The 12087-nt window shown below is 38.9% G+C and carries 9 protein-coding genes; 4 read left to right on the forward strand and 5 right to left on the reverse strand.

Features of this window, described 5'->3' with window-relative positions; translation table 11 throughout:
* Nucleotides 1-114 precede the first annotated feature (114 nt).
* The 4 genes from EWV84_RS13990 (at nt 115) to EWV84_RS14005 (ending at nt 6277) form a co-directional block, all read left to right on the forward strand.
* Nucleotides 115-606 carry a DUF29 domain-containing protein gene (locus EWV84_RS13990; RefSeq protein ID WP_287078464.1) on the forward strand — a complete coding sequence of 164 codons (492 nt, stop codon included), beginning with the start codon at nt 115-117 and terminating at the stop codon, nt 604-606.
* Between the two features lie 93 nt (nt 607-699).
* Complete coding sequence (locus EWV84_RS13995) at nt 700-3171, forward strand: dynamin family protein (RefSeq protein ID WP_287078466.1); 2472 nt, start codon at nt 700-702, stop codon at nt 3169-3171.
* Entirely contained in the window at nt 3161-3958 is a 798-nt protein-coding gene (locus EWV84_RS14000; RefSeq protein WP_286823701.1) for a hypothetical protein, read from the forward strand. Before EWV84_RS13995 ends, EWV84_RS14000 begins: the two co-directional genes overlap by 11 nt.
* A 12-nt stretch (nt 3959-3970) precedes the next feature.
* A complete protein-coding gene (locus tag EWV84_RS14005) occupies nt 3971-6277 on the forward strand; it encodes a dynamin family protein (RefSeq protein WP_287078467.1) in 2307 nt (768 codons plus the stop codon).
* A gap of 488 nt (nt 6278-6765) precedes the next feature.
* Here EWV84_RS14005 and EWV84_RS14010 read toward each other — a convergent pair whose 3' ends face one another.
* From EWV84_RS14010 to ccmN, 5 genes are all read right to left on the reverse strand, one after another.
* Nucleotides 6766-8001 carry an AAA family ATPase gene (locus EWV84_RS14010; protein ID WP_287078468.1) on the reverse strand — a complete coding sequence of 412 codons (1236 nt, stop codon included), beginning with the start codon at nt 7999-8001 and terminating at the stop codon, nt 6766-6768.
* Nucleotides 8002-8564: 563 nt separating this feature from the next.
* A complete protein-coding gene (locus EWV84_RS14015; protein WP_286823697.1) occupies nt 8565-8900 on the reverse strand; it encodes a ribulose bisphosphate carboxylase small subunit in 336 nt (111 codons plus the stop codon).
* A gap of 15 nt (nt 8901-8915) precedes the next feature.
* The gene (rcbX, locus tag EWV84_RS14020) at nt 8916-9314 is read right to left on the reverse strand and encodes a RuBisCO chaperone RbcX (protein WP_002732424.1); all 399 of its coding nucleotides are present in this window, start codon (nt 9312-9314) and stop codon (nt 8916-8918) included.
* A 130-nt stretch (nt 9315-9444) separates the two neighbouring features.
* Nucleotides 9445-10860, reverse strand: coding sequence for a form I ribulose bisphosphate carboxylase large subunit (locus EWV84_RS14025; protein WP_002753365.1), 1416 nt, complete (start codon nt 10858-10860; stop codon nt 9445-9447).
* 551 nt (nt 10861-11411) lie between these two features.
* Nucleotides 11412-12074, reverse strand: a complete 663-nt coding sequence (gene ccmN, locus EWV84_RS14030) for a beta-carboxysome scaffolding protein CcmN (RefSeq protein ID WP_287078470.1) — start codon at nt 12072-12074, stop codon at nt 11412-11414.
* Nucleotides 12075-12087: the final 13 nt, after the last annotated feature.

Consider the following 12087-nt stretch of genomic DNA (forward strand, 5'->3'; position numbering starts at 1 on the left):
CCCCTAAGCCGAGTTTTCAAGGTGCTGCGCCGTCCACTTGGTTTTCGAGACTGGCCTTTTAATTCTAACGTAAAGCCAACCTAGAACGGCGGGGTTTCAGACCCAAAATTTCCGATGATTAATAATAAAAGCGCGGCTCAATCTCAAAAATCTATGCAGTGGGAAGAATTAAAACAGCTTTATGATCAGGACTTTGTTTTGTGGATTGAGCGAACCACCGAACAAATTCGAAGCGGGGAGATGAAAAATTTAGATTGGGAACATCTTTTAACGGAGATAGAAGATTGGGGGAGAGAACAAAGAAACCAAGTGGAAAGCTATCTAATTCAAACCGTTAAACATTTATTAATGTATCAGTATTGGCTGATTGAAAAAGGTAATTGTGGCCGGGGATGGGCCGATGAAATCGATAATTTCCGTCTAGAACTAGAAATTTTATTCCAGTCAAAAACCCTCTACAATTATGGGGCTTCTAGGCTAGATATAATTTATAATAAAGCCAAGCGATCGGTGAGCAAAAAAACTGGTTTATCTTTGGATACGTTTCCGCAAGTTTGTCCTTATACCTTTGCAGAAATTATAGATTTTGATTTTTTACCAGTTTAGAACACGAGAATTAAAGGCAAGAAAGAAAATTATCGTTATAATGAAGTTGTGGCTTATTCTTGAATCGGCTTATTCTGTCAGCGATAGAGTATTATGGGTCAAAAATCTTACGAAGTTTTCCAAGCAGTGGAAAATAAAGCTAACCTTCTAGCGGGTTATTGGGGTGACTTCAAAACGGAGATTATTCAGCATTTGCCTGAATCCTATCATGGTGAAATACACGAACTTTCTAGTAACCTAGAGAAAGCTTTAGAAGTGTTAATCAATGAATTGCGCCATCCTACCCTGATTTTAGCGACGACTGGCACGACGAGCAGTGGTAAGAGTACCTTAGTTAATCTCCTGTGTGGTGCTGATATTGTACCGATGGCACAGCGAGAAATGAGTGCAGGAACAGTTACCATTGAGTATAGCGAAGAAAAGACTTTAATTATTGAAGAAACACCTGGAGCATTGTGGGAATGCGGGAAATGGGAAAAGATTAGCGATGAAGATATTTATAGTCGCTTAAAACAGTTAATGAAGGCTTATATTAAAGCCAGAAAAAAACAACCTGATTTAGCTTATCCTCGATCTATTATTTATTATCCTTTTAGACTGGTTAAAGATGAAAGTTTCTTAGAATTGCCTAAAGGGGTTAGAGTTAAGTTATTAGATTTACCTGGGTTCTCTTATGTAGGAGATGAGGGAAATCTTGGGATTATAAAACAATGTCGTGAAGCTTTATGTTTAGTAACATATAACAGCGCAGAAACAGATCCTTACAAAGTTGATAATTTGTTATCAGAAGTTGTTAATCAAGTTAAAGATTTAGGAGGCTCTCCTGCACGAATGCTATTTATTTTAAATCGAATTGATATATTCAGATCAGATGATGATTGGCAAGAAAGTGAAGGTGAGTTTATTGAAGAAACGACTGAAAACATTAAGGAAAAACTGATCGAGAATTTAAGAGAATATACAAAAGATATTGAAAATTTGAGAATTGTAAAACTGAGTACATGGCCAGCCTTATTAGCTTTACAAATTCAGGATAATAAAAAATTGCTTCAGGAACTGCTAGAGGAATTACCTAAGAGAGAAGAAAATTGGTCAGAGCATGATCAAACTAGACTTGAGAAAGTCTTAAAACCCTATGAGCAAGCCATAGATAACTTTCAAGTTTTAATTAAGGAAATGATGAAGCGAGGAAACTTAAGTCTTGATCCTAAACAATGGACTATCTCTCAACAAGAACAAATTGCTAAAGAGTTATTCAAACAATCCTATGCAGAAGAATTTGAAGACAAACTAAGCAAGCACATAGCAGAACATTTTCCTAAATTAGTTATTCCCCAAGCTCTAGAAAAATTTAATGTAGCGGCGGGAAATAGTATTGCACAATGGGCAGTACAAACTACCACGGCAATTCTTAACAGTTCGGAAGAAAATTATCAACAGGAAATCGAAAAAATCTCATGGATTAAATCTTCCTTAGATCAATTTCTTCAAGTGAGTGATGCTAATTTACGAAAGCCTTTTGAAAAAATTAAACAAAACTGTGAGGAGTATTTAAACCAACAAACAGAAGATGATCCCCTTTCTATATTAACAGAAGCTATTACCGATCTTCAATTTACTGAACCTTATAATGAAATTGAAGAAAAATTAGTCCCTCTCTATGATTGGAGAAATGCTCTGGGGAGAGGAGTTGACCAGATTTTAGAAGCAGTTGCAGAATCTTTAGAAAATGGCATAGTTACGCTAGACCATCCTAATTTTAGAAAAGCCAGCATTGCTAATGTTAACTTGCTAGAGCGTAATCTGAGAAGATTAATCCAACTGGGCTATAGTCATTATTTCGCCAAAAATGGACAAAATGTAGTTACAAAAACTCAGGAAGAAAAAGAGAATCTTAAGCAAAAAAATTATGAACTTAACGAACTGTCTATTCATCTTAGTCTGATTATAGCGCAAGTGTTGGATAAAATTTCTACCCAAGAGATTCAGCGAATGTATGAAGCAGTAAATGAATTATTCATCTGTCATCTTGCTTATTTAGAAAAAGGTTCTAATGAACGCGCTCCTGATATTGTGATTAGATTTCCAGAATCCGAGTTAAACAAAGTTACAAATGATCTAAAATTTGATTTTGTTAGGCTTGATTCGGACTTTGAAATTAAAGAAGAACAATATACCGAAAAATGCAGAACTTGGAAACATTGGTTATGGATAGTTCCCAAAAAGGAAAAACGATCCAGTGAAAATGCAAAAATTCCAAGTATAGGACAAATTTTAGCCGACTGGAAAAAACAGTTAAAAGAAGTTGAACCTGAGATGTTAAAACAAGTAATAGAATGGCTATTAGCACAAATTGACGATTTAAAAAAAAGTGTAGATAAAACTCAAAATGATATTCTTGATCAGTATCGAGATAGACTAGAAAAAGCTAGACAGGAGATTACTTTTGATTATGAAAAACAGCAAAATGTGTGGCAACCTATGCAACAAAGAGCGAAAAGATTAGAAGAGGAATTTTCTCGACTAGGAAATTTTGAAAAGGAGGCTGATTCCAGTGGTAGTTGAATACTTTGAAACCAGATATCAGCAAATTTTTGAACAAGTTTTTCCTCACATTAAAAGTCAGGAAGTAGGTACTTTAAGCTCTGTCATTTATTTGATTTTAGATAATAAAAGCCAAGCCCAGGAACTTTGTCAAGAATATGATATTAAAAAAAAGGCTTCTTTAGATGAAGATTTAGATTTATCTGATGATATTATATATACAATTTCTATCAATAAACAAAAACCTGTTAAAGAATTCTCTATCCTTAAAATGGGGGGAGAACTCGTTAAAAATGTCTCCAGACCACTTCGTAAATCAGTAGATAATGATAAGGACAAAATGGAATTAATTGTACTCGCTGCTGTTATCTTAATCGGAACATATTTTACTCAAAAATTGTTAGGGGATTCCCGCAAACAAAACACAATTCATCCTGTACTTCCTAGCCAACCCATTCCTACAGCGATTTGTCTAGCTGTTCCTGCATCAGCAGTTTATGGCTTAACTGTAGGAAAGCGGATAAATAGAGAGAAAATCATTGAACTAATTGAATCTGCCCCAGAGTTTTTATGTATTAGAACAGAGGAAGCTGAACAACAAATGATAGATGTTATTAATCAAGAAATTTTACAAGACAGCCAACTTAAATTTTATATTAGGATTGACATACCCAATGGACAAGATATTATTGGTGCAGAAACTAAATATGTTATTAAAAGGGATATACCTAAGGATACAGAGGGTAAAATTATACAGCTAGGTCGCTTGAGAGATGCGTCTGTTCTCAAATCATTCAACCGTATTTAAGGAGTTAATTTAATGGATTGGAAATCTGCCTCATCCTACTATGAAACCCGTCTCAGTGATGTCTTAAATATCCAACATTTTGCTGTTGACTTAGCCAAACTTCCCCAAGCTGAAGTTCCCTCTCAATTAACAGAAATCCTCATGCAAGAGGCAATACCTGCTAACCGTCAACTCGAAAGACTGAGAAAAAGAGAATTTCGTATCGCTGTTGTTGGCTTAGAAAAGGCAGGAAAAAGTACCTTTATTAACGCCTGGTTAGAATGTGATTTACTTCCTGCCAAAGGAGGAAGATGTACCTTTACCACCACGCAAATTTATTCCGTTAAAAGCGAATCTGAACAAAGATTAGAAGTGCAAACCCGCACCCAAGAACAATTTATTCATCTCCTCAAAGAATTAGAAACCGTTGGCGCAAAAGAAGACTTAAAAACCATTAGAGAAAACGAAATCACCCTACAACAAGTCAGAAAGGAAGGTAATTTAGTTATTCCTTTTACTCGACTCGAAGACATCCGAGAACAACTAAAAAAATACGTTGCCGATGAAAAATACGCCCATGCAGTCCTAGAAGCCCGACTTTATACTAATAAACTCGCTCAAGCAGAAGGAATCGTCTTTTATGATGTTCCGGGTTCAGATTCTGGGTTAGCCAAGCACGTTGATGAAGCCCAACAAATGTTATCCGACTGTGATGCAGTCATCGTAATTCAGCGTTTTCGCAGTATTAGAGAAGCCGAATTAGAAATTATTAAATTTACCGAACAAGGTGATAAGAATGTCACCATTGCTGATAAATTATTTGTCTTTTTAAGTCATATTGACTCTCTCGGTAGCCCAGAAGCCCTTAAAACTCATATTACAGAAGCCTCTCAGGATTGGTTAAAACGCGCTAATTTACCTGTTAATCGCATTGTTTCTGGTTCAGCAGGAGCTTATTTAATCTTAAATAATCTAGCGGAAGAACATACTCAATTAGAAATCGGACAAGCCAGCAATATTCAAGATAAATTAAAAACTTTAACTGGAATTATAGATGATGAAATGTTAAAAACTCAAGCTACAGGAATCCCTGAAATTAAAGAAAAAATCTTTAATTATATTAATACTGAGCGAGTGGCAATTCTCAAGAAACGCTGTGAAGCTTCCATTGATAAAATTGTCAGCACCTCAGAGGACATTCATCATCTTGTCAGTCAAAGATTTCCCGAAAATCCTGAGGAAGCACAACGCTTTGAAGAAGAAAGAAGAAGAATTGATTTTTCAGAATGGTGGCATAGAAAATGGGAACAGATAAAAGCTGATTTACAAAATTTTTATGAAACATCTGTCATTAACAAACCCTTAGAAAAAGTTAATAACGAATCTTCCAGTAGTATCGAAAAATTCAAAGACCGCTATGGCCAACTTTTAGCCAGTGAAATGGCAAAATTAAGACAAGAAACTTTAAGAAAAAAAGAAATTATTTTTGACGCAAATTCTTTTCCAGACTTCGACAAGGTAAGAGCTAATTATGCTTGGCGGGATGACTTGTATGGGGATGTTAGAACATTTTTGGCTGCGCTTGCTCGACAATTAGCGGCAGAATTAAAAGATGAAGCCTTAAAATTAGTCGATTATATGTCCTCTTTATTATGGGGAAGTTCTCAAGTAAAAGAACGACTTATTGGTTATTCAGAACAGGAGTTTTTAACTCGCTTAGAAAATAGTTTATCAGTGTTATTTTTAAGATTTGCTCGTCCCGTTGCTGAAGCATTAATTCGCGGTCCTGTTAACAGTGATACCCGCAGCCAAATTGTCAAATTATTGGGGGCTGATGTGGAACTGATTGATAACTATTATCAAGGAGATGAACCGGCTTTTAGGGTCTTAAAAAAATACGTTAAATATGGTTCTGATTTACTCTTTAATCCTAGTCTTCGTCAACAGGTGTTAGGTGTAACAGAAATTGCCAAAAACTTTATCGGAATGACGGTAGATACAGTTATCGATTTAGCCGACCAATTAACCCCACCCAGAGAGGTTGTTACCTTTGAAGTAACTAATGATATTAACGCTTTTGAAGAATATCTACGCAATGGTATTTTTGAAGCCGCAGGATTTGAGTCCTACTGTATTCAAGAATTAAGAGGATTAGTGGATATTTTTCGAGAAAAAGAAGGAACATGGGCAGGTGTCGCTCAAAACGAATGGTATAAAGAGAATCCTCAGCTTGTAGCAGAATTACCCGCTAATTTGAAATCTCAAGAATTTAATTTAGAAGTTAGTGAACGACTGAGACAATTAGCAATTGCCTTGAAAAGAAATAGTTCCTCTCAGTAGCGTTAGCTATAGCAAAGCACCGCTATTATTGCGACGATACTTCATACATATATACTATAATAACCAAAAACCCTTATCCATCAATGGATACACCCATTAACTTTTCTGTATGTACCCATGTTTATTATAATATTTTTTAATATAGCAATTTCCATAGTTGTGAGGTACAGAGTCTTAGGTTTTGAGGAGCCGGTCGTCAGGAGTTGAGATTTTGGTGTACCTCATGAGATTGGGAAACGCTATAAACAAGTGGGGAAAGTTTAGGGGAAAATTCCCTAATCGTAATTCTCCTCGGCAACAAAAGGCGTTAGATTTATTAGGGGTTTCCTTGATTTGTACCCAGTAACGGCACATTCAGATACGGCACGGGTTATGGTCTTTTGTCAACGGGGAAGTCCAGCTATAGCAATCCTAAATAAATAGATCACTTATGATAATACCCGCTTTTTATTGACTTTATTAGCTATGAAGTCTTAGATATAGCGTTTTTAAATATTACTTCTAGCTTGAACTTCAAGTTTTGCCATGATATCCTGAACTTTCACATAAACATCTGCTGTTTGTGTAGTATCTTCAAGACGTACAACTACTGCATAAGGTACAGGATTAGGATTTTGACGACCCCATTTTTCGTATGCAGCAATAGCTAATGTGTAGCACTGTTGGCTATATTCAGATTTGTGTTTTTTCCATTCGCAGATTCCATGTTGAACTGTTCCTCTAGAACGTAGAGTGATACTAGGTTCAAATTTTAATTCTTTGGGATTTTCTACAGTCTCCTCATCATTACTTTCTTCCTCTGCTGACATGGACTTGATAACTTCTTCTTGAGCCACGTCTCCTCTAAACATTCGCCATTTTAGCGTTGTTCCCAAATAATTTTCTAGTCCCGATCGTTGAACTTCAGGAGCATAAACCACGGTAACGGTTAATCGTTTTACTCCTGTTTGTGATGTTTCTGCTAAACACTCAGGAACAGGAATATCAAAAAACTTTATTATATTGGGTTCAAATTTTTCCTTAATTTTTAAGGGTTTAATTTCATCCTCAAATATTAAAATTGCCGTGTATTTATCGCATTCCGTAGCTTGCAGTAAACTATTGACAACTCGTTTGAGTTCCCCTACATCATTAGGATCATCTCGATTCTTGCCCACTGCGTCAACTTCATCTAAAAGCAGTACCATTGGAGTTGTGTTAGCTAAATTAAAAACACGCTGGAGATGAGAAGCAGTATCTCCTAAAAAACTAGAAATAACAGCACTTAATCTTAATAAACCTACTGGAAGCCCAAGTTCATACGCCAAATATTTTGCGGTAAACGTTTTACCACACCCCGGAGGCCCCCAGAAAAGAAGTTTAGTCTTTGGTAAGTATCCATACTTAGCTAATTTTTGTCGTTGACGATGCTCATCTAAGACTCTCTCTATTTTAGCTTTAGTTTCTTGATTAAAGACAATTTGAGTTGAATCTATAGAGCTTTCTTCAAGTATAACTAAATCCTCGCCACTGCGACGATCTTTAGGGAGTAATCTTAATCCATTCTGTGGAATCTGTTTCAACGGTTGCTTTCCTAAAACTTGCTGTAGCTCTTGAGCAAGAGCATGATGATTAGCGGCTAATTCATCGGCAATAAGAGATTCCGCCGCTCTGTAAAAAGCAACATCGTCACGCTCTTTGAAGGCTTGAAATAGCCTTTTAAGTTGTTTTTCAGCTATCATCATCTCATGTCATGGCTCAAGTTTACACTCAGAGACTCGCCCAACAAGCCAAATGTGTCTCCGATTATCTAAAGGTTCTCTCCACAAGTTATATTAAAGTCGCCTGTTTAAAATTTATTCAATCTTAATAATATTATTGTACTAACTCTAGACCTTCTAAAGCAGCTGAGGTAAACTGTAAATTAATATTATGCCGTGAGACTGTGATACACCTCAAACTTAAACAAGTCTCATTTTTTTTTATTTGTTAATCTTTTCTTTTGCCTAGACAGGTTTAACTATATCTTTTTGTCGAAAATGCCACTAATTACTTTTTGGGATAAATTTACCCTTTACATAGTAACTTTTATATTCTGACTTTTTCAGCCAACAATATGTAACCCAATTAATTGAAGACGGGTTGACTGACCGAGAAAATGACAGTGAACCGCATCCCTAACCATCGATCGCCTCGCTGGGTTTCTAGCTCCTCCGCTTATCCAAAAAACGATTTCTGTACCGGACAAATAAAAAAAAGGGAGGTCTAAGAACCCCCCTCAATAGTTAATAATTAGATGACAGCCAAATTAGTAGCGGCCAGCATTGGGTTTATGAACAATAAAGCTCATGGTTTGACATTGTTTGATGTTATCAAAAGCGATAACGCGGATGTAGCAATCAGAATATTCAGTGCGGCACTCGCGAACTTCATTAAGAACTTCTTGGGGACTAGAAACAGAGAATAAAGGCAGTTTCCACATCGTCCAATGATAATCCGCGGGTTTGGGATCTTTTTCAAATTCCACAGCAGGAATATAACCCTGATCGATCATGTATTGAATTTGTTTAGCAATTTGTTGATCGGTGAGGGGGGGTAAGTAGGAGAGGGTTTCGTAACGCTTCTCTTTAGGTAAAGTTTTCATGGGTTTCTTGATTCCTTATGGGTTGGGTAGATCATCAACATCGAGATTTAATTCCGATGTCTCTGGTTGACTTATAGCAGTACGGGTGAGACGTTCCAAAAGTTGCCGACGATGTTCGGTATTGTCATTAATAATTCCCGTTTTTACCATCTCTGGCAAGAACTCTAAAACCTGTTCGGCTAAATGTTCTCTTACCGTCATGATCCGCAAAACTAACTCTTTATTCTCAGTCATTAACCCCGCAATATAGGCCTCGCCATCCTGAATGGAATGGCTAGAAGTATAGTGACTCAGCCAAATAGCTAAAGTCGGATTAGTTTCTGACAATTGATCGATAATCGTGCGAACCGCTTGGTAAGTTAGGTAACTTTGTAAGACTTTCGCGGTATCTTGAACAACTTTTTTCGGATACATTTTATACAGTTTTCAGTTATTGGCTAGGCAGTTATCAGTGTTGAAATTCTAACCACTGCTTGCCGATTTTGGGCAAGTCCCCGGCATTATTTTCCACCGATAACTGCTAACAACCTTCTGAATGGCTGTATTAAAGGGTATCCATAGCCTCGAACTCGAATTTGATTTCTTTCCAGAGTTCGCAAGCGGCAGCCAGTTCAGGACTCCAACGGCAAGCTTCCCGGATCACGTCGTTACCTTCGCGGGCCAAGGAGCGACCTTCGTTACGAGCTTGGATACAAGCTTCCAGAGCCACACGGTTAGCGGTTGCACCCGGTGCGTTACCCCAGGGGTGGCCGAGGGTTCCACCACCGAACTGTAAGCAGGAATCGTCACCGAAGATTTCCACCAGCGCGGGCATATGCCAAACGTGGATACCACCAGAAGCAACGGGCATTACCCCGGGTAAGGAAGCGTAGTCTTGGGTGAAGAAAATACCACGAGCGCGATCTTCTTCTACATAGTCTTCACGCATCAGGTCAACAAAACCCATCGTGATTCCGCGTTCACCTTCGAGTTTACCAACAACGGTTCCAGAGTGGAGGTGATCACCACCAGAGAGACGTAAGCACTTAGCTAAAACGCGGAAGTGGATACCATGATTTTTCTGACGGTCGATAACCGCGTGCATTGCCCGGTGAATGTGGAGCAGTAACCCTTTGTCGCGGCAGAATTTCGCCAGGGTGGTGTTAGCGGTGAAACCACCGGTGAGGTAGTCGTGCATGATGATCGGGGTTTTGATTTCGGCAGCGAATTCAGCCCGTTGCATCATCTGCTCGCAGGTAGGAGCGGTTACGTTTAAGTAATGTCCTTTAACTTCGTTGGTTTCTGCTTGGGATTTAACGATCGCCTCCTGGACGAAGAGGAAACGATCGCGCCAACGCATGAAGGGTTGAGAGTTAATATTTTCGTCGTCTTTGGTGAAGTCTAAACCACCGCGGAGACATTCATAAACGGCACGACCGTAGTTTTTAGCGGAAAGGCCGAGTTTGGGTTTGATGGTGCAACCGAGTAGGGGGCGACCGTATTTGTTTAATTTGTCCCGTTCAACGGTGATACCGTGGGGAGGACCTTGGAAGGTTTTGATTAAAGCGACGGGGAAACGGATATCTTCTAAACGGAGACCGCGTAGAGCTTTGAAACCGAAAACGTTACCAACGATCGAGGTGAGGATGTTGGTGACGGAACCTTCTTCAAATAGATCTAAAGGATAGGCAACGAAACAGAAGAATTGGTTATCTTCGTTGGGTACGGGTTCGATATCATAACAACGACCTTTATAGCGATCGAGGTCGGTTAAGTTATCGGTCCAAACGGTGGTCCAGGTACCTGTGGAAGATTCCGCCGCTACTGCCGCACCTGCTTCTTCAGGAGGAACTCCGGGTTGGGGTGTCACCCGGAAGCAAGCTAGTAGATCGGTATCTTTGGGGGTGTAGTCGGGGGTGTAGTAGGTCAGGCGGTAGTCTTTTACGCCGGCCTGGAAACCTTTGGATTTGGCTTGCACCATTGGGATTATTCCTCCATAAACTGCATGATTAGTCGCACCTGTAAAATCTCGCCGTCAACCGACATAGATTTTTCTTAAGCTCCTTTCCCCTGCTGCCAAGAGCGAAGTTAGGGAGCAATTTTCACTAATGTTTTTTTCAACTGATCATCTTAACACGAACTTTATCCTATTCTGATCATTTTTTTTCCCTATCTCTAAAATTTTGATTGTTTTTTTTTCTCGGGGGGATTAGTTTCTTTAATCTGTCGTCATCTAACTTTGATAATCTCTACAAAAACACAAAAAAATCAACAAAAATTTACCTGATTGACACGCAGAAACTTCTGCTCATCAGGCTTTGAGCGATTAAAACTACTCTTTAATTGAGGAAGATTATCAATAATTACAACCTCAAAAAATTGTCGGCAATCGCTAAATATTAACTGGATTTATAAGCAATTATACCCAGTACCTAGAGGACAGTTAGACAGCAGTGAACTCTAGATAAATTAGGTCTAATTACTCAGTAATTATTGTTGAGATTTTTGGCTTGTGAACGATTATTTTCCCCTTCAAGAATTATGGTTATTGTTGCCATTAAAACGATGACGTTCTGGAAATAGCGTGACCAATAACTGATTGATATAGACCTTTCCCACCACAGATGCTTGATTCGGTCGGTTAGTAGTAGATGCTTGTTCTCTGGTTTCTGGAGGACTGGCCTCGGCGACCATTTCCTCGCTATCCCAAGGACTGACCACGGTTTCGGCCACCGCTTCCTCCACTGACGGCACTGGGGACACTTGACTGACTACGGGTTGCGGTTCCGGTAGAGGGGGTCTTTCCGGTTCCGATGGGGTCGCTGACACCTCGATGGTAATTTGACGGGAAGTATCTCCGATCAGGGAACCGGACGGCACGATCGACATCGCTGCCACAGAAGCATTAAAAATCGTTGTGGTTGACCCAATACAGGCATTCTCACCGATTTCACCCTGACCGACTATTAGAACTCCTGTACCTAAAATTGCTCCCGCACCGATAGCAATAACACCCTGATAGGCGGTTAAAATCGTTCCCATACCCAGGCAAGCACCCGCACCGATAATTATTTGGCTATTGGGGGCTGCTCGGAGAATCACCCCCGGAGCCACGATCGCACTCTCATCAATGGTTACATCACCATTGACATAGAATTCCGAGCGGCTAATAGGTTGAACGGGGGGTAAGGACATAATTGACAGTGAT

The organism is Microcystis sp. M_QC_C_20170808_M3Col (assembly GCF_007095505.1).
Classification (GTDB): Bacteria; Cyanobacteriota; Cyanobacteriia; order Cyanobacteriales; family Microcystaceae; genus Microcystis.

What these genes read in the sequence shown, in the direction of transcription:
- EWV84_RS13990 (WP_287078464.1), top strand. Translation starts at nt 115, where the DNA reads ATGATTAATAATAAAAGCGCGGCTCAATCTCAAAAATCTATGCAGTGG.
- EWV84_RS13995 (WP_287078466.1), top strand. Translation starts at nt 700, where the DNA reads ATGGGTCAAAAATCTTACGAAGTTTTCCAAGCAGTGGAAAATAAAGCT.
- EWV84_RS14005 (WP_287078467.1), top strand. Translation starts at nt 3,971, where the DNA reads ATGGATTGGAAATCTGCCTCATCCTACTATGAAACCCGTCTCAGTGAT.
- EWV84_RS14010 (WP_287078468.1), bottom strand. Translation starts at nt 8,001, where the DNA reads ATGATGATAGCTGAAAAACAACTTAAAAGGCTATTTCAAGCCTTCAAA.
- EWV84_RS14015 (WP_286823697.1), bottom strand. Translation starts at nt 8,900, where the DNA reads ATGAAAACTTTACCTAAAGAGAAGCGTTACGAAACCCTCTCCTACTTA.
- rcbX (WP_002732424.1), bottom strand. Translation starts at nt 9,314, where the DNA reads ATGTATCCGAAAAAAGTTGTTCAAGATACCGCGAAAGTCTTACAAAGT.
- EWV84_RS14025 (WP_002753365.1), bottom strand. Translation starts at nt 10,860, where the DNA reads ATGGTGCAAGCCAAATCCAAAGGTTTCCAGGCCGGCGTAAAAGACTAC.
- ccmN (WP_287078470.1), bottom strand. Translation starts at nt 12,074, where the DNA reads ATGTCCTTACCCCCCGTTCAACCTATTAGCCGCTCGGAATTCTATGTC.